Genomic DNA, 18,259 nt, shown 5'->3' on the forward strand with positions numbered 1-18,259 from the left:
AATAAGAAAAAGCTAACCCATGATTACAAAAAATGCAAACTTTGTGCAATCGTTTGCACAAATCCTTTGACTTTCCCTTTATACTTAATTATCATTATAATTATAGTTTTGAAAACGCTTTAATTATATACATTAGCAAAGGATGACTCAACTTGGTAACTATAAAGGATGTTGCAAAAGCAGCAAATGTAGCACCATCGACAGTTTCACGTGTCATTAGCGGTAACAATCGTATAAGCGATGCTACTAGATTAAAAGTATTAGCGGTGATGGAAGCATTAGGCTACCAACCAAATCATGCAGCCCGAACATTAGTTACAAAAAAATCTAAAACAATAGGTATTATTCAAAAAAGCGGGCGTAATGAAACAAGGCAAAATCCATTTATTATAGATGTCCTTTCAGGTATATATAAATCATGCAAAGCACATGGTTATGCAACAATATCTACCACAAATGAGCAATATGAAAATATAGAATTAGAAGTAAGTCACATGATTTCTTATCATGCAGTAGATGGCTTTATTTTATTATACTCAAAAGAAAACGATAAGATAGAACAAATACTTGCTCAACATAATATGCCGTACGTCGTCGTGGGGAAACCCTTATCTAATCAACAAGTCATTCATATAGATAATAATAATGTTGAAGCAGCGGAGCAATTAACACGCTATCTCATAAGTCTTGGTCATAGTAAGTTTTTATTTTTAGCTGAACGTGGAAATTATGAAGTTGTTAAAGATCGAATCAAAGGATTTACTAATGTCCTTAAACAACATGCACAAGTAGGTCTTATCGAATATTTTGATATGAACTACCAAAGCATAAAATCTTATTTTCATTATTTACTCACACATAATGAACTATCTTCAGTCATTATTACATCAGATACGATGCTCAATCATATTGTGCTTAGCGTATTGTATGAACTACAACTTCGTGTGCCAACAGATTTACAAACAGCAACCTTCAATGATTCTTACTTAACTGAATTTGCAGCGCCACCACAAACCGCGGTCAATATTCATCCTGACTTATTAGGTGAAGCAGCAGGCGACGCTATCATTCAATTAATTAGTGGAGAACATATTGTCGATTTTAATAAAGTTATTCCAACAGATATTATTAAAAGAGTCTCAACTCAATATTTAACAAAGGAGCAATAATATGAATAAACAGTGGTGGAAAGAGGCAGTAGCATATCAAGTTTATCCTCGAAGCTTTAACGATTCAAATAACGATGGCATTGGAGATTTACAAGGAGTTATTGAAAAACTAGATTATATACAAGATTTAGGTATCGATATCATTTGGTTAAGCCCGATGTATAAATCACCAAATGATGATAATGGTTATGATATTAGTGATTATCAAGATATCATGGATGAATTTGGAACGATGGATGATTTTGATCAATTATTAGATGGTGTACACCAACGTGGTATGAAACTCATTTTAGATTTAGTAGTCAATCATACATCAGATGAACATCCATGGTTTATAGAATCTAAATCGAGTAAAGATAATCCAAAACGAGATTGGTATATCTGGAAAGATCCAAAAGCTGATGGATCTGAACCTAATAATTGGGAAAGTATATTTAATGGTTCTACATGGGAATATGATAAAACAACAGGTCAATATTATTTCCATTTATTTAGTAAAAAACAACCTGATTTAAATTGGGAAAATAAAGACGTTAAAGCAGCTGTCTTTAACATGATGAACTGGTGGTTTGAAAAAGGAATTGATGGCTTCAGAGTGGATGCAATTACCCATATTAAGAAAACATTTGAAGCCGGAGATTTACCAGTTCCTGAAGGCAAAACATACGCGCCTGCATTCGACGTAGATATGAACCAACCAGGCATACATGATTGGTTACAAGAAATGAAGGATGAATCCTTAAGTCATTACGATATTATGACAGTAGGAGAAGCAAATGGTGTGAATCCTGATAATGCTGATGAATGGGTCGGTGAAGACAAAGGTAAGTTTAATATGATTTTCCAATTTGAGCACTTAGGTTTATGGAATACTGGCGATATTAAATTTGATGTTAAAGCATATAAAGATGTGTTAAATAGATGGCAAAAGAAACTTGAAGATGTAGGCTGGAATGCATTGTTTATAGAAAATCATGATCAACCTAGACGTGTATCTACATGGGGTGATGATGAAAGATTTTGGTATGAGTCAGCTACAAGTCATGCGGTTGTATATTTCTTACAACAAGGCACACCATTCATATATCAAGGACAAGAAATCGGTATGACCAATTATCCATTTGAAAGTGTGGAAACATTTAATGATGTTGCTGTAGTGAACGAATATAATATCGTTAAGGCTCAGGGTGGTGATTTAACAGAACTGTTAAACAAACACAAAATGGAAAATAGAGATAATTCTCGTACACCAATGCAATGGACTAATGCTATAAACGGTGGATTTTCTGAACATGAGCCTTGGTTCCCAGTTAATCCTAATTACACTGAGATTAATGTATCATCACAGCTACAAGATTCTGATTCAATTTTAAATTTTTACAAATCTCTGATTCAAGTAAAAAAATCACATGATATTTTTACATATGGCACTTTTAATCTGATAGATGCTGAAAATGACCGTGTATTTGCTTATATTAGAGAATTAGAAGGAAAACGTGTCCTTGTAGTAGGAAATTTAACTGATAAGTCTGCCTCGTTGGCATTCAATGAAACGATAAATGAAAATAATATTAAACTGCACAATTACAAAGATAACAAATTGAATTTAACTGCATTACGTCCATTTGAAGCTTTTGTAATAGCTTTATAAAAAATTAATTTATTTAAGTCTACAAAAAACCTCTAACGATATTTGAATTATTTTGAATTCAAATTATGTCAGAGGTTTTTTATAGTTCATTGTCATGATATTGTTCTTGATCTACAGGCATCCATAGCTGAACTTTAGTGACAGCATCATCAAAAGATAATTCTAAGGGATAAACTTCCACATACAGGCTGTTATGCTCATATGGCAGGGTCATTTGAAGGCTTGTTTCGATGTAATACCAAGCTTCGTTAATGACATAGTCTAAATCACCTTGTAAGTTAAATTTAGCATATTGTCTTTCAGGTAGGAAACGGCTTTCTAAGTGTGCAGGGTATCTTTCACTTGGTACACCCACAAATATTTCCATACCTTGATCTAATGGACAATTGACTACAAATAACTCATGTGGACTTACATCATTATAACGTTGAAGCTCTTTAATTTTTCCATCGACTAATAAATCTTCTAAAAAGTCAGGTACTTTATATGGATTTTCTAATTCATCTGCATCTAAAAATCGATTGTAACCTACTAATGATAGGCCCTGTGTATCTTCTAATCTGTAATTATAAGGTGCAGTTTCAGTTGTTGTCAGTTTTATATAAAGTCTTGGCTGCATTTTAAGTTCATCGCGTTTGGTATTCACTTGGATGGGTGACACCCCGTGAAAATCACTGAAATCATTTGCGAACGCGTTTGTATCACTATAATTGTATTTTTTAGCTACGTCCATTAAACGACTTGAACCACTAATAATCTCTTTTGCTGCTAAAGTCATTCTACGTGACCTCGCATATTCACTTGGAGACTGACCAACAATCATTTTAAATGATTGATCAAGATGATAAGGTGAAAGACCAACGTAATCACTGAGTTCTTGCAAATGAAAAGGCTCTAGCAAATGATCTTCTATATAAACAATTGCCTGTTGTATTTGCTTGATAACGTCCAAAACTTTCACTCCTAATTTTCAAATGACTCATGCGCCATCATTGCTTTTAAATTTATTGTTGGAAAACGTTAGCATCGTTTACCTAATTAATTATATTCTACATCATTTTACTTATACTTACATCTCAAAAATATTAAATAGAGTAAAATGTAAATAAGTAAACGCATAAACTTTATGTAATTTGCTCAATAGATTAAATCATAACACAAAAAAAGGTTAAGAAAAAAGCAACAACACAAGTGATTTTTTACACTTGCGTTGTTGCCTTATGTTATAGAAAGATAAACATATTAATGAATATCGTCCCACCAATGGAAACCATCTCTACTTAAGAGTAATTCACTTTCTAATGGACCATTTGATCCTGATTCATAGTTAGGGAATTCAGGTTCATTTTGGTCCCATTCTTCTTGTATTGCATCGACAAATTTCCAAGTAGATTTTAACTCTTCCCAATGGGTAAAGTTAGTAGCATCACCATTTAGACAATCAAATAATAAATTTTCATAAGCATCGACAGTATTCATTTTATCTTGTGCGCTCATCGCATAAGATAATTGAACAGGTTCTGTTTCAATACCTTGAACATTTTTCTTCGCATTTAAATGTAATGATACACCTTCATTAGGTTGGATGTTGATGACAAGTAAATTTGAATCTAATTTCTTATCTGTTTCATAATATAAATTCATAGGCACTTCTTTAAATTCAACAACGACTTGAATCGTTTTACTCTTCATTCGTTTACCTGTTCTAATATAAAATGGCACGCCAGCCCATCTAAAGTTATCGACAGTCAATTTACCTGAAACGAAAGTAGGGGTTGTTGAGTCTTCAGCAACACGGTCTTCATCTCTGTAACGTCTTACTTTTTGATCATCAATTGTACCTTCATCATATTGTCCGCGAACAAAGTTTTGACGAACTTCTTCTGATTCTAATTTACGCAATGATTTAAGTGCTTTAACTTTCTCAGCTCGTATATCTTCACTGTGTAAACTAATTGGTGCTTCCATTGCTAATAATGCAACCATTTGTAACATATGGTTTTGAACCATATCTTTTAAAGCACCACTTGATTCATAGTAACCACCTCTATCTTCAACACCTAATACTTCTGAAGATGTTACTTGAATGTTAGAAATGTATTTATTATTCCATAATGGTTCGAACATCGCATTAGCGAAACGAAGTACTTCTATATTTTGTACCATGTCTTTACCTAAGTAATGGTCAATACGATAAATTTCTTCTTCTTTAAATGAACGACGTAATTGTTCATTAAGTTGCTCTGCTGACTCTAAATCAGTACCAAATGGTTTTTCAATAACTAAACGTTTGAAACCAGTAGTCTCGGTTAATCCAGATGATTTCAAATAATCAGAAATCACACCGAAGAAATTAGGAGCCATAGCTAGGTAGAATAATCTATTACCCTGAAGTTGGAACTCAGTATCTAATTTATTACTCACTTCTAGTAGTGATTGATAACTTGCTTCATCACTGACATCATGTTTATGATAAAACACGTGTTCCATAAATTTATCAAGATGTTTTGTATCTTTAACATGTTCTTGAATTGATGATTTCACTTGACTACGGAAATCATCGTTTGTTAAGTCTCTTCTACCTATCCCAATGATTGCAACTTGTTCATTTAAGTTTTCTTGTTGATACAAATGGAATAATGATGGAAATAATTTTCTGTGACTAAGATCACCAGTTGCTCCAAAAATTGTTATTAAGCATGGAATATCTTTGTTTCTAGTATTCAAGATCAAAACCTCAATTCTTTTTATAAATCTCTATTTATTATAGACCAATATTCAGTATTATTCCTACAATTTTGCTTGGAAGTATTTAATTTTAATATATTTTTTATTCTTTTGTGTGATAAAATGTGAACAAGAAGAGGAGGCATATGCATGGAAATCACATTTTTTGGCACGAGTGCAGGTCTACCAACCAAAGAAAGAAACACCCAAGCAATTGCATTAAATTTAGAACCATACTCAAATAATGTTTGGTTATTTGATGTGGGTGAAGGGACTCAACATCAAATACTGCATCATTCAATCAAATTGGGTAAAGTTGATCATATTTTTATTACGCATATGCACGGGGATCATATATTTGGTTTGCCCGGACTATTAACGAGTCGTTCATTTCAGGGTGGAGAAAGTAAGCCACTCACAGTAGTTGGACCAAAGGGTATTCAACAATTTATAGAGACGGCCTTACAACTATCTGAATCCAGATTAAATTATCCAATCACATACATAGAAATTGAAGATCAATTAAACTATCATCATAACGGTTTTAATGTGAACGCACATCTATTAAACCATGGTATTACATCTTATGGCTACAGAATTGAAGCGCCCTATACCCCAGGGAAAATTGATGTTCAAGCTTTAAAGGATATTGGTTTGGAACCGGGACCTAAGTATCAAGATATTAAAATTAATGAAACTTTTGAACATAATGGATTAATTTATGATTCTAATCAATTTAAAGGCGATGCTATTAAAGGTCCTGTTATCGCTATATTTGGCGACACGATGCCTTGTAAAAATGAGTTGTTAATTGCTCAAGATGCAACAGTAATGGTACATGAAAGTACTTATATAGAAGGGGATAAAATGTTAGCAAACAGTTATCACCACAGTCATATTGACGATGTGTTTGAGTTAATTGATGAAGCTCAAGTTGAATATAGTTTAATTACACACATAAGTAATCGCTATACAAAAGAAGAAGTGGAAACGATTAGTCAATCATTAAAGTCTCGAGACAAGACACCACCATTCATGTTTGTTAATGATTTTGATTCGTGGTCATTCTAGCTACAGCTAATTCAAAATAGTAATATAGATATCTAACGAAAGCGTAAGTTCTTAATTTAGGAACTTGCGCTTTTAAACTACCAATATTATCTTTAGTGTAGGTTGATCATATGTTTCTACGTGTTTTGTGCACGCTTTCCGCGAGTTTAGTTGTAATATAAAGTGATGAAATATTTCGAAATTAAAATAACACTAATTCAAATGCAACATGCAATGAATTAGTGTTATTATTTTATATTTATAAGTTAGTTAAAGTAGCATTTGTATCTTAAATTTAAATTAACTAATCGTCATCTCGACTTGATAATTCAATACTTCTATTAACCGCGGCACGTAAACAATCTTCAAATATGCCTTCTATATCATGTTCTGATAAAGCATTTAAGCCTGCTTGGGTAGTGCCACCTTTAGAAGTTATATTTTTTCTCAATTGCTCCATACTCAATTCAGATCGTTCAATCATTTTACTTGTGCCAATAATTAAATTACGGATAGATTCTTCAACTTGAGATTTCTCTAAACCTAGTTGCGTGCCCGCTGTCACATATTGTTCGAATACGTGATATAAAAAGGCTGGACCGCTTCCTGTAATTGCAGTAACTTGATGCAAGTTATCTTCAGAAACTTCTATTGCTGAACCAAATGCATTGATCAAATCATCAACTTCTTCTTTAGATTTTGGTCCAAAATTATTAGAAAAACTGATACCTGTTACAGAATGACCTACATGCGCATTTGTATTTGGCATAATACGAGCAATTGGATTATCAGCACCAATTTTTTCACGAATATAGCTTATAGGTAAACCAGCCATAATAGAAATGAATTTATTGTTTTCTGTTACATTAGGTCTAATACGCTCAGATAATACATCAAAATCATAAGGTTTTGTACCTAAAAATACATAATCAGCATCTTTTAATAATGCTTCATCATCGTAACTATAATTCACACCTAATTTTTCTGCATAATCTTTAAGTGCAACTTCGTTAGAACGATTTGTTAAATAAATATTGTTAGAATCAATCACTTTTGAATTAACGATACCTGTAAAAATGGCATGAGCCATGTTACCAGCACCATAAAATACTAGTTTCATGTGAATATTTCACTTCCTCTTAGTTTTTATGTTTCTATACTAACATAGATTTATAATATAACTAATATTTATATTATATACATGACATATCATAGCCATTTCAATTATACTAACTGTACATTGACAAAGGGTAGGGATAATTATGATTGGCAAACATTATATTTTAACTGGAGGAACGAGTGGTTTAGGTAAAGCAATATTAAAGATACTATTAAAGAAAAGGGTGTTTGTGACAGTAATCGTACGTAATCCACAAAAATTAGATGATATTATTGCGCAGTATGGTACAGAGCATTTATCTATCATACAATGCGACTTACAATCACAGGCTCAAATTCTAAAGCTTAAGCATCATTTTCAAGACCAATCAATCGATGGTTTAATTTATTCATCTGGGTTAGGTTATTTTAAAGCAATAGAGCAACATAGTATTGATGAAATGTTAGAAACTTATAATTTAAATGTAGTGAACTTCAATATACTTTTGACTACTATTCAACCATTTTTAAGTACTAATCCATCCATCGTTGGTATTGGTAGCCAGTCTGCTTTTTTAACACAAGCTTATGCTGCACATTACGGGGCAAGTAAAGCTGCTTTTAACCAAGTCTTGAATGCACTACGCATTGAAAAACCTAACTATCATGTCCTAACTATAAATACTGGTCCCATTGCTACACCATTTCATGAAAAAGCAGATCCATCGCTAGCATTTGCACAAAAATATAAAAGTATTATGCTAGATTCAGATAAATTAGCACAGCAAGTCGTAAAAGGGATACTTACGAACAAAACAGAAATCAATGAACCTAAATGGATGCATTTTATATTAAAGATTTATCAACTTGCACCACGTTTTATTGAAAAACATTTCACGATATTTTTTAAAAATAAAGCTTAATTGCTACTATTCTGTTTATGTATTATTGAACTTAAATGGCAATATAAAAAGAGTTAGTTGAACTTAAAGGATAATAGATGAGGAACAGGACATCTACTTTCACAAGTATCAAACTAACTCTTTTTTAGTGTTGTGATTTATTATTTTAAATGCTGTGTATATTCCAGATTCTTAACACGATTACGTGCAACTTTCAGTTTTTCTAAACTAATTTCTTTTGATAATTCGTAATTCTTCACATTTTCATCTAATTGCTCAACGCTGCTAGCCCCCATAATAATAGAACCTAGAGCATCATGCGACGTAAGATAGTTAAATGTTAAACCAGTTAAATTATTTTCAATCTCTTTAATAGAAGCTATCGTTTCTCCTAATTCTTGGTAAGTATAATCAAATATACCTTCTGCAAATTTAGAATCTAATGCTTGATTACTATTAGTAGTTAACAATCCTTTAAAAACAGGCCCACGTGCAAGTATTTTAACCTTCTTAGCATGCACATCATCTAATAATACTTCTGGTCTATTATCAATTAAGTTAAATTGAGACATTAAAGTTTCGATATCGCTGTGTTTTAAATAATAATCAATGACATTAGGTCGAATTGAAGATATGCCATACGCACGCACAACACCTTCTTTTTTCAATTCCTCAAATGCACTAATTGTTTCATCTAGTGGATCATCAATCGTACCACCATGTAATTGATATAAATCTAAGTGATCTAATCCTAGTCTTTGTAAAGAGTCCTTCACAGCAGCTTTGATATATTTTTTAGAAGGATCCCAAAATGTAGTACCATCATCAGCTAAATGATTACCTACTTTTGTGCCAATCACAATATCATCTCGATTTTGATATTTTTTCAAGGCTTTACCTACAATATCTTCGTTTACACCTTTATCATAAATATCAGCCGTATCAAAATATGTGATGCCTTGTTCAATCGCACGTTCTATAATTGGTTCTGCTTGTTCATAATCAGTGCCTAGACTCATACATCCTAAACCTAATTCTGAGATTTCAATACCACTTTTTAAAATATTTTTTTGCATGTCGTTTCTCCTTTCGATACACTTGATGATAGGGCATAGACGTAACAAAATAAGTCGTTATGAATTACTTTTATGCATTGCGCAAAATTTTTGATATAAATGAAATATAAATACTTACATTTCTACAAATATCGCTTTTATCGCTTTTGCTATTCCCTGAAACACTAACGTGTTAATCTTAACAATAACTTAATTCAAATAAAAGGAACGTGATTATAATGAATCTATTCGAGAAAACATTACATAAAGAGTCCATCTACAAAGGTGCAATTATTGATTTAGAAGTCCATGATATAGAACTACCCGATGGACAAACGTCAAAACGTGAATTAGTTTACCATAACGGGGCAGTTGCAGTATGTGCAATCAATCCAGATAACCAAGTTATTCTCGTCAGACAGTATCGTAAACCCGCTGAAAAAACATTATTAGAAATACCAGCTGGAAAATTAGAATTAAATGAAGAAAGAGAATCAGCTGCCAAAAGAGAATTAGAAGAAGAAACGGGCTATATTGCTGAAAATTTAGAATTGATTACTGAAATGTACGGTTCTCCAGGCTTCTCTAATGAAAAGATTTCAATTTATCTTGCCAAAGATTTGAAAATAGGTGAAATGAATTTAGATGACGATGAATTTATTGAAATCGAAACATATAATATTGAAGAAATAACATCCATGCTCCAAAACCAAGAAATCGAGGATGCTAAAACAATTATTGCTTTACAATATCTATTACTTAATTATAATCATTCCAAATAACTTGCCTACACACTTGCGTATTTTATCAATTATTGGTATTTTATATATATAAATCATTATGTAAATTGAAATGATTATAATTATTAGTAGGGGAGTGAGGCTTCCGTGGAAGAACGATTAAATCGCGTGAAGCAACAATTACAACAATCATCTTATAAATTAACTCCGCAGCGCGAAGCAACGTTAAGAGTTTTAATTGAAAATGAGAAAGATCATTTAAGCGCTGAAGACGTTTATTTAAAAGTTAAAGATAAAGCACCTGAAATAGGACTTGCGACTGTCTATCGTACGTTAGAATTATTAGCAGAATTAAAAGTTGTGGATAAAATTAATTTTGGTGATGGTGTTGCCCGTTTTGATTTACGTAAAGAAGGTGCGAAGCATTTCCACCATCACCTTGTTTGTATGGAATGCGGTAAAGTAGAAGAAATCGAAGAAGATTTATTGCCTCAAGTGGAAGAAAAAGTAGAGCAAGATTTTAACTTTAGAATTTCAGACCATCGCTTAACATTCCATGGTGTATGCTCAGATTGCCAAGCTCAAGGTAAGTAAGCTCAACATCATACACTATTTTATAAATAGAGGTGGTACCATTGGATACGATAATTGAAGAATATTTGAGATTTATCCAACTAGAAAAAGGGTTGAGTTCGAATACAATTGGCGCATATAGAAGAGATTTAAAAAAATATGCCACTTTTTTAGAAGAACAAAAAATAGGGCATATAGATTTTGTAGATAGACAATTAATCAATCAATGCCTTGGCTATTTACACGACGAGGGTGCTTCCGCAAAATCATTGGCGCGTTTCATATCTACAGTACGCAGTTTTCATCAGTTCGCATTACGAGAAAAATATGCTGCAAAAGATCCAACTGTATTAATCGAAACACCGAAATATGATAGGAAATTACCTGATGTCTTAGAAGTAGATGAAGTACTTGCTTTGCTTGAGACTCCGAACTTATCAAAAATTAACGGCTATAGAGATCGTACAATGTTAGAATTGTTATATGCTACAGGCATGCGCGTTTCTGAACTTATACACATTGAACTTGAGGATATCAATTTAATCATGGGCTTCGTCAAAGTATTTGGTAAAGGAAACAAAGAACGCATTATCCCATTGGGTGATGCAGTAATAGAATATTTAAATACATATTTAGATACAACACGCCCTCAATTACTGAAGCGTACTGTGACAAATGTATTGTTTTTAAATATGCATGGTAAACCTTTATCAAGACAAGCTATTTGGAAAATGATTAAACAAAATGGTGTAAAAGCGAATATCAATAAGACGTTGACACCACATACATTGAGACATTCATTTGCTACACATTTACTTGAAAATGGTGCTGATTTACGTGCTGTACAAGAAATGTTAGGACATTCTGATATTTCGACAACACAACTTTACACACATGTCTCAAAATCACAAATTCGCAAAATGTATAATGAATTTCATCCACGTGCATAAACACAAACCAGTTTATTCGTTGAATAGCTAGCTTGTGTTTTTTTGTTTGCGTCGCCATTTTAATATGACTTGTTTTATTCATTTGATTTAAGTTTATTCTTTTTTTGCACGGCGTATATCAAGTGCCTGTTGTCGCGCTTTGTCAACTTCTGAACGATCTCTTTCTAAATGATGATTTACAATATAACTATCTTCTATCATATGTGGTGTTCTAACAAAATTAGGGTATTTTTTTAAAATATCCTGTTCCATTTCTTTTGTTATTGGTAATTGAATTGGCACAAATTGCTTAGCACTAGCCACAGACTGAATTAATTCTATAATGATTTTTTTATATTCATCTGTATAGATGCCTAAATCAATGGATTGTTCACTTTGTTCTATAACACTTAATGCTTTTTTAAATGATCGTAACGCACCAACATTGTTATGTCTGCGATAATGATAGCAACCTGTTGCTAACAAAATCAAACTTACAATTGCATCATCTTTACTAAATTGCGGATTTTCTTTCCAAGTTTCTTCTAAAATGTCATGACACAAAAAGTAATGTTGTTCCGTATGAAATTGATAATAAAAATCTTGTAATGCATTTTCCATAATTAAAACCGCTCCAAATTTAAATGTTTTCATTAAACATGCTATAATATTTTAGTGAAATACGCACATAACTTGCTATATGAGGTAGATACTATGTATGAAGTAAAACTAGATGCTTTTAATGGTCCTTTAGATTTATTATTGCATCTCATTCAAAAAATTGAAATTGATATTTATGATATTCCCATGAAATCATTAACAGAACAATATATGCAATATATACATGCAATGAATCAATTAGAGATTAATGTTGCTAGTGAATATTTAGTTATGGCTTCTGAACTGCTTATGATTAAAAGTAAAATGCTGTTACCACAATCAGAAGAAGTCGACGAATTAGAAGAGGATCCACGTGAAGATTTAGTAGGACGATTAATTGAATATCAAAATTATAAAGAATATACTGAGATATTAAATGAAAAGAAATCTGAACGTGCTTTTTACTTTTCAAAGCATCCAACTGATTTAACACACCTAGAATCTAATGAAACATGGGATTCAAGTAATACAATTGATTTAACAGAATTAATCATCGCTTATCAAAAAGTTAAAAATCGCGTTGAATTCAACACGCCAAAAACTGTAGATATACGTAAAGAAACATTTACGATTCAACAAGCAACTTCTCAAGTTAATGCGCGTTTACAACAACATGATTCGTTTAATTTTTTTAGTTTGTTTAATTTTACAGAACCTGTTGAAATGGTGGTCACACATTTTCTAGCAATACTTGAAATGTCTAAATCGGGCATTGTAAATATAGAACAACTCAAAAATTTCGACGATATCAACATTATAAGAGGGGTAAACTATGGCATTGAACGATAAGGGTATACTAGAAGCATTACTTTATACAGCAGGTGACGAAGGTTTAGATGAAAAACAATTACTTGAAATTTTAGACATTGACCAAACACAATTGTCACTACTCGTTTCTGAATACATATCAGATGGCTTAGAAATTCAACATTTTGGTCAAACTTATGTACTTACTACAAAAAAAGATGCAGCAAATTATATTGAAAAATTAATAGAACAAAAATCAAAAATGAAATTATCGCAAGCAGCAATGGAATCATTGTCTATTATTGCCTACAATCAACCTTTATCACGAAGCGACATTGAGATGATAAGAGGTATAAATTCTGACGGCGCTGTTAAAACTTTAATTGCTCGAGGGCTAATAGAAGCTAAAGACGAAGCGGATTCCAGAAGCCAACAACTCTATACCACAGAACTATTTTTAAACGTATTTGGCATTGAACATTTAGATGATTTACCAACAACTGATGAGGAAGATGAAGAAATAGAAGCTTTCTTCAGTAACTTAGTAAATCAAAAAGGAGAAAATAATGAATAAAGAGACAGAAAGATTACAAAAACGTATTGCAAACAGTGGTCACACGTCACGTAGAAAAGCAGAAACATTAATCACAGAAGGCAAAGTCTTAGTTAATGGCTCAGTAGTAACAGAGTTAGGTACGAAAGTTAAACCGTCGGATACAATTGAAGTTGAGGGCATTAAATTAGAACAACAAGATAAACTATATATTTTATTTTATAAACCAGCACAAGTTATCACTAGTGTATCGGACGATAGAGGTAGAAAAGTGGTTACAGATTACTTTAAACAAATTAAAACAAGAATTTATCCAGTGGGTCGTTTAGATTATGATACTTCAGGTTTACTTTTATTAACTAACGACGGCGAATTCACTAATTTAATGACACATCCGAGTTATAAAATTAAGAAAAAATATGTTGTTAAATTAAAAGGCTATTTAATGCGTGAAGAAGTTAAAGCTTTAGAACATGGTGTTGAACTAGAAGATGGCCATACACAACCAGCTACTGTAAAAGTAAAGAATCAAGATAAAGATAAAAATTCAACACTTGTTGAAATTACAATTACAGAAGGACGCAATAGACAAGTCCGTCGCATGTTTGAACATTTTGGTCACGAAGTTACAAAATTACAACGCATTGAAGTTGGTCCACTTAACCTAAAAGGGCTTAATGCAGGTGAAGGCAGAGTCTTAACACCTCATGAAGTAAAAGTGATGCGTCAACTTGCAGAACATGGTAAATAATTGTTATTACGTTTAGTTTAATTTAAATCATGAGAAAAGTTTCACAATCTTTTTCTTCGTAATCACTTTTCCTATTAAACGTATGATATAATGTGATTAAATTGAAAGTTAGCAGTGTGGGAGGTACATATGTATGTCAAATGAAATACTTATCGTAGATGATGAAGATCGAATCAGAAGATTATTAAAATTATACCTTGAAAGAGAATCTTTTGAGATACATGAAGCAAGTGATGGTAATGAAGCGTATAAAATGGCGATGGAACATGATTATTCATGTATTTTATTAGACCTTATGCTTCCAGAAATGGATGGTATCACTGTTGCTTCACGTCTCAGAGAACACAAAGAAACACCAATTATTATGTTGACTGCTAAAGGTGAAGAAACAAATAGGGTAGAAGGATTCGAATCTGGTGCAGACGATTATATCGTGAAACCATTTTCTCCTCGTGAAGTGGTATTGCGCGTCAAAGCGTTGTTAAGACGTACACAAGTAGCGCATACAGAACAAAGTGAACCTCATGCGCGTGATTTAATTGAATTTGACCACCTTGTCATTGACAACGATGCACACAGAGTATTAGCAGATAATAACCAAGTTAATTTAACACCAAAAGAATATGAGTTGTTAATATTTCTAGCTAAAACACCTAACAAAGTCTTTGATCGAGAACAGCTTCTAAAAGAAGTATGGCATTATGAATTCTACGGCGACTTGCGTACTGTAGATACTCACGTTAAACGTTTAAGAGAAAAGTTAAATCGAGTATCTGATGCAGCAGCTCAAATGATTCAAACTGTTTGGGGTGTTGGTTATAAATTCGAGGTTAAGTCCAATGATGAATCGGCTAAATAATGTAGTAATAAAACTGTGGTTAACTATTATTTTAATAGTAACGACAGTTTTAATTTTACTAAGTGCTGCACTCATAACATTTATTCAGTCCTATTTTACGCAAGAAACCGAAGATTCATTACTCAAAGATGCACAGCGTATCAGTCAATTGGTGGAAAGTGCAGATGATAAAACTACAGCTATTGAATACAGTCGTAAATTGATAGAAAACCCAGATGGGCTTATTATTATGAATGATAAGCATATGGTGAGCCAACATAAAGATAAAATTAAAGACAAGATGTTTAAAGAAATTAAAAACAATAAAGATTATAACCAAGTGTTTGATAAAGGAAAACAAATTTCAGAACACGTTACTGTCAAAATCAATGGGCAACAGCGGACTTATGTGTTAATTGGTTATCCTGCTAAAAACTTGACTGAGCAAGATAATAATCGAAATAATAACTACAGTGGCGTATTTATCTATCAAGATTTAAAAACGATTGAAGAAACCAATAACGTAATTACAGTTATTATTTTAATTATCGCTATTATCTTCTTAGCAATTACAACCGTTTTTGCCTTTTTCTTATCATCTCGTATAACAAAACCGTTACGAAATTTACGGACACAGGCCTTGAAAGTTTCTAAAGGAGATTATGCTCAAGTCGTACCTGTAAATACGCGCGATGAAATTGGTGAATTATCTCGTACGTTTAATACGATGAGTTCTGAAATTCAACAACATATAGATGCCTTGTCATCTTCAAAAAATATTCGTGATAGTTTAATCAATTCTATGATTGAAGGTGTATTGGGATACAATGATAAAAAAGAAATTATAATTTCTAATAAAATGGCTCAAAACACACTTCAAATACTTGGTGATCATGAACTCAAAAAGCTTGATAAACAAAATGAACGTACTTTCAAAAACAAGCAAACACAATTTGAAGAATATGAAATAAATACGCGTTATTTAGTAATAATAACGAGTTATATTGATCAAATTCAACCAGATGGTCGTAGTGGTATCGTAGCTATTATTCGTGATATGACAAACGAACATAACATAGACCAAATGAAAAAAGATTTTATTGCTAATGTTTCACATGAATTACGTACGCCTATTTCATTACTACAAGGCTATACTGAGTCTATAGTGGACGGCATCGTCACAGAGCCCGATGAAATACATGAATCACTATCTATTGTACTAGATGAAACTAAACGCTTAAATCGACTTGTAAATGAGCTTCTCAGTGTTGCACGTATGGATGCTGAGGGGCTAACGGTAGAAAAATCTGTTCAGCCAATTGATACATTGCTAAATAAAATGCAACAAAAATATCAAAGTCATGCAGAGAGTTTAGGTTTAAGCATCAATTTAAATCCAAATACGCACGAACAGCTGTGGTATTATGATTTAGATCGAATTGAACAAGTCTTAACTAATTTGATAGACAATGCAACAAGGTATACCGAAGCAGGAGATGCCATCACTATCAGTTATGGGGAAACAGAGACAGAAAACATATTATATATTACAGACACGGGCTCTGGTATTGCGCCAGAGCATCTACAACAAGTGTTTGAACGTTTTTATAAAGTTGATTCCTCGCGTAAACGTGGTAAACAAGGTACAGGTCTAGGTTTATTTATATGTCGAATGATTATAGATGAACATGGTGGCAGTATTGACGTTAAAAGTAAACTAGGTAAAGGAACAACATTTATTGTCAAATTACCAAAGTTAACTAATAATGAGATGTTATAGAAAATAGTTGAGTGGTTACTGCTTCAATTAAACTAATCAAACATTAATATAAAGACCGGCGAAATCATTATTGTTATTTCGCCGGTCTTTATTATCAATTATGCTTGCAGACTCACTAAAAAGTGTAGGTTTTCTTTAATTTAGTCGCTTTTACTCCCTTTTTAGCATATTTAGAGCAATAGTATTGTTTTTACCTGAGTAATAAGCTATGATATATTTATAAAAATTTAAGATATTCATCTTCGGGGTAGGGTGTAATTCCCAACCGGCAGTAATTAAAGCCTGCGACCCATTTATTTTCATTTAAATAAATGGCTGATCTAGTGAAAATCTAGAGCCGACAGTAAAGTCTGGATGGGAGAAGATGGAGGGTTATTTGTTGTGCTGTTAAATCCTCCTATTCGATGAAAGATGAATGGAAGGAGATAATTTAATATGCAACAACAAACAAAACGACTTATTACGATAAGTATGTTAAGTGCGGTTTCTTTTATATTGATGTTTATAAAATTTCCAATACCATTTTTACCGCCTTATTTAACTTTAGACTTTAGTGATGTGCCCGCATTATTAGCTACATTCACACTCGGACCGCTCGCTGGTATCATTGTAGAATTTATAAAAAATTTATTAAACTTTTTATTTAATCTTGGAGATCCAGTAGGTCCAGTTGCTAACTTTTTAGCAGCATCCAGTTTTTTACTAACAGCTTATTATGTTACTAAAAACAAATATAACCTTAAATCACAGATTATAGGTTTTACTGTAGCAACTATTGTAATGACAATTATTCTAAGTATCTTGAACTACTTTGTGTTGTTACCTTTATATGGCATGATTATGAATTTATCTAATGTTGTAGAAAACGTTAAGATTGTCATTGTATCTGGTGTTATTCCATTCAACATTATTAAAGGCGCTATTATTTCTATAGTGTTCATTCTTTTATTTAAACGTTTAAAAAATGTATTACCAAAATAAATATAAAAACAGGGCGATTTCTATTAAAGTAATACAGAAATCGCCCTGTTTTTAT

18 protein-coding genes and 1 riboswitch are annotated in these 18,259 nt (G+C 32.2%); of the genes, 13 read left to right on the top strand and 5 right to left on the bottom strand.

All coding sequences use genetic code 11. The annotated features are described in order from the left end of the window. The first annotated feature begins 152 nt into the window (after window positions 1-152). Complete coding sequence (locus tag AAA453_RS08325; protein WP_427704393.1) at window positions 153-1,169, top strand: LacI family DNA-binding transcriptional regulator; 1,017 nt, start codon at window positions 153-155, stop codon at window positions 1,167-1,169. Window position 1,170: 1 nt separating this feature from the next. After that, window positions 1,171-2,820 carry a glycoside hydrolase family 13 protein gene (locus tag AAA453_RS08330; protein WP_427704395.1) on the top strand — a complete coding sequence of 550 codons (1,650 nt, stop codon included), beginning with the start codon at window positions 1,171-1,173 and terminating at the stop codon, window positions 2,818-2,820. A 79-nt stretch (window positions 2,821-2,899) separates the two neighbouring features. Here the strand turns inward: AAA453_RS08330 and AAA453_RS08335 are convergent, their stop codons facing one another. Continuing rightward, complete coding sequence (locus tag AAA453_RS08335; RefSeq protein ID WP_285323213.1) at window positions 2,900-3,772, bottom strand: AraC family transcriptional regulator; 873 nt, start codon at window positions 3,770-3,772, stop codon at window positions 2,900-2,902. 290 nt (window positions 3,773-4,062) lie between these two features. After that, window positions 4,063-5,547 carry a glucose-6-phosphate dehydrogenase gene (gene zwf / locus AAA453_RS08340; RefSeq protein WP_427704396.1) on the bottom strand — a complete coding sequence of 495 codons (1,485 nt, stop codon included), beginning with the start codon at window positions 5,545-5,547 and terminating at the stop codon, window positions 4,063-4,065. Window positions 5,548-5,697: 150 nt separating this feature from the next. Here zwf and rnz point away from each other — a divergent pair, with 150 nt between their 5' ends. After that, complete coding sequence (rnz, locus tag AAA453_RS08345; protein WP_427704397.1) at window positions 5,698-6,618, top strand: ribonuclease Z; 921 nt, start codon at window positions 5,698-5,700, stop codon at window positions 6,616-6,618. A 283-nt stretch (window positions 6,619-6,901) separates the two neighbouring features. Here rnz and proC read toward each other — a convergent pair whose 3' ends face one another. Continuing rightward, window positions 6,902-7,717: a pyrroline-5-carboxylate reductase gene (proC, locus tag AAA453_RS08350; protein WP_046465391.1), complete on the bottom strand. Its 816-nt coding sequence runs from the start codon at window positions 7,715-7,717 to the stop codon at window positions 6,902-6,904. Window positions 7,718-7,859: 142 nt separating this feature from the next. On the opposite strand from proC, the gene AAA453_RS08355 reads away from it, so the two are divergent. After that, a complete protein-coding gene (locus AAA453_RS08355) occupies window positions 7,860-8,618 on the top strand; it encodes an SDR family NAD(P)-dependent oxidoreductase (protein ID WP_427704398.1) in 759 nt (252 codons plus the stop codon). A gap of 140 nt (window positions 8,619-8,758) precedes the next feature. Here the strand turns inward: AAA453_RS08355 and AAA453_RS08360 are convergent, their stop codons facing one another. Beyond that, window positions 8,759-9,673 carry an aldo/keto reductase gene (locus AAA453_RS08360; RefSeq protein ID WP_427704399.1) on the bottom strand — a complete coding sequence of 305 codons (915 nt, stop codon included), beginning with the start codon at window positions 9,671-9,673 and terminating at the stop codon, window positions 8,759-8,761. 218 nt (window positions 9,674-9,891) lie between these two features. Here AAA453_RS08360 and AAA453_RS08365 point away from each other — a divergent pair, with 218 nt between their 5' ends. The 3 genes from AAA453_RS08365 to xerD all read left to right on the top strand — a co-directional run bounded on the left by AAA453_RS08365 (window position 9,892) and on the right by xerD (window position 11,915). After that, the gene (locus tag AAA453_RS08365; protein WP_427704401.1) at window positions 9,892-10,434 is read left to right on the top strand and encodes an NUDIX hydrolase; all 543 of its coding nucleotides are present in this window, start codon (window positions 9,892-9,894) and stop codon (window positions 10,432-10,434) included. A 105-nt stretch (window positions 10,435-10,539) separates the two neighbouring features. Beyond that, complete coding sequence (locus tag AAA453_RS08370) at window positions 10,540-10,986, top strand: Fur family transcriptional regulator (RefSeq protein ID WP_046465387.1); 447 nt, start codon at window positions 10,540-10,542, stop codon at window positions 10,984-10,986. Window positions 10,987-11,027: 41 nt separating this feature from the next. Next, the gene (xerD, locus tag AAA453_RS08375) at window positions 11,028-11,915 is read left to right on the top strand and encodes a site-specific tyrosine recombinase XerD (RefSeq protein WP_046465386.1); all 888 of its coding nucleotides are present in this window, start codon (window positions 11,028-11,030) and stop codon (window positions 11,913-11,915) included. A 93-nt stretch (window positions 11,916-12,008) separates the two neighbouring features. On the opposite strand, the gene AAA453_RS08380 is transcribed toward xerD, so the two are convergent. Beyond that, complete coding sequence (locus AAA453_RS08380; protein WP_427704402.1) at window positions 12,009-12,515, bottom strand: DUF309 domain-containing protein; 507 nt, start codon at window positions 12,513-12,515, stop codon at window positions 12,009-12,011. A 93-nt stretch (window positions 12,516-12,608) separates the two neighbouring features. Here AAA453_RS08380 and AAA453_RS08385 point away from each other — a divergent pair, with 93 nt between their 5' ends. From AAA453_RS08385 to AAA453_RS08410, 6 genes are all read left to right on the top strand, one after another. Next, window positions 12,609-13,343 (top strand): segregation and condensation protein A, encoded by a 735-nt coding sequence (locus AAA453_RS08385; RefSeq protein WP_046465384.1) that lies wholly within the window; start codon window positions 12,609-12,611, stop codon window positions 13,341-13,343. Then, window positions 13,333-13,875: an SMC-Scp complex subunit ScpB gene (gene scpB, locus AAA453_RS08390; RefSeq protein ID WP_046465638.1), complete on the top strand. Its 543-nt coding sequence runs from the start codon at window positions 13,333-13,335 to the stop codon at window positions 13,873-13,875. The genes AAA453_RS08385 and scpB overlap by 11 nt, the downstream gene beginning before the upstream one ends. After that, window positions 13,868-14,605 (top strand): pseudouridine synthase, encoded by a 738-nt coding sequence (locus tag AAA453_RS08395; RefSeq protein WP_002507552.1) that lies wholly within the window; start codon window positions 13,868-13,870, stop codon window positions 14,603-14,605. The genes scpB and AAA453_RS08395 overlap by 8 nt, the downstream gene beginning before the upstream one ends. A 133-nt stretch (window positions 14,606-14,738) precedes the next feature. Further along, entirely contained in the window at window positions 14,739-15,464 is a 726-nt protein-coding gene (locus tag AAA453_RS08400; RefSeq protein ID WP_002507553.1) for a response regulator transcription factor, read from the top strand. After that, on the top strand, window positions 15,448-17,223 hold the full coding sequence (locus AAA453_RS08405; RefSeq protein ID WP_046465637.1) for an ATP-binding protein: 1,776 nt from the start codon (window positions 15,448-15,450) through the stop codon (window positions 17,221-17,223). Before AAA453_RS08400 ends, AAA453_RS08405 begins: the two co-directional genes overlap by 17 nt. 234 nt (window positions 17,224-17,457) lie before the next feature. Then, window positions 17,458-17,593, top strand: a riboswitch (FMN riboswitch). Between the two features lie 65 nt (window positions 17,594-17,658). Further along, entirely contained in the window at window positions 17,659-18,204 is a 546-nt protein-coding gene (locus AAA453_RS08410) for an ECF transporter S component (RefSeq protein ID WP_046465382.1), read from the top strand. The last annotated feature ends 55 nt before the right edge of the window (window positions 18,205-18,259 follow it).

This window comes from Staphylococcus parequorum, assembly GCF_039237145.1.
GTDB classification, from domain to species: domain Bacteria; phylum Bacillota; class Bacilli; order Staphylococcales; family Staphylococcaceae; genus Staphylococcus; species Staphylococcus equorum_A.

Bases quoted from the DNA above. Each gene is read 5' to 3' on its own strand.
- AAA453_RS08355 (WP_427704398.1), top strand. From the start codon at position 7,860: ATGATTGGCAAACATTATATTTTAACTGGAGGAACGAGTGGTTTAGGT.
- AAA453_RS08405 (WP_046465637.1), top strand. From the start codon at position 15,448: ATGAATCGGCTAAATAATGTAGTAATAAAACTGTGGTTAACTATTATT.
- AAA453_RS08395 (WP_002507552.1), top strand. From the start codon at position 13,868: ATGAATAAAGAGACAGAAAGATTACAAAAACGTATTGCAAACAGTGGT.
- AAA453_RS08380 (WP_427704402.1), bottom strand. From the start codon at position 12,515: ATGGAAAATGCATTACAAGATTTTTATTATCAATTTCATACGGAACAA.
- rnz (WP_427704397.1), top strand. From the start codon at position 5,698: ATGGAAATCACATTTTTTGGCACGAGTGCAGGTCTACCAACCAAAGAA.
- proC (WP_046465391.1), bottom strand. From the start codon at position 7,717: ATGAAACTAGTATTTTATGGTGCTGGTAACATGGCTCATGCCATTTTT.
- AAA453_RS08385 (WP_046465384.1), top strand. From the start codon at position 12,609: ATGTATGAAGTAAAACTAGATGCTTTTAATGGTCCTTTAGATTTATTA.
- AAA453_RS08365 (WP_427704401.1), top strand. From the start codon at position 9,892: ATGAATCTATTCGAGAAAACATTACATAAAGAGTCCATCTACAAAGGT.
- AAA453_RS08330 (WP_427704395.1), top strand. From the start codon at position 1,171: ATGAATAAACAGTGGTGGAAAGAGGCAGTAGCATATCAAGTTTATCCT.
- AAA453_RS08360 (WP_427704399.1), bottom strand. From the start codon at position 9,673: ATGCAAAAAAATATTTTAAAAAGTGGTATTGAAATCTCAGAATTAGGT.
- AAA453_RS08410 (WP_046465382.1), top strand. From the start codon at position 17,659: ATGCAACAACAAACAAAACGACTTATTACGATAAGTATGTTAAGTGCG.
- AAA453_RS08400 (WP_002507553.1), top strand. From the start codon at position 14,739: ATGTCAAATGAAATACTTATCGTAGATGATGAAGATCGAATCAGAAGA.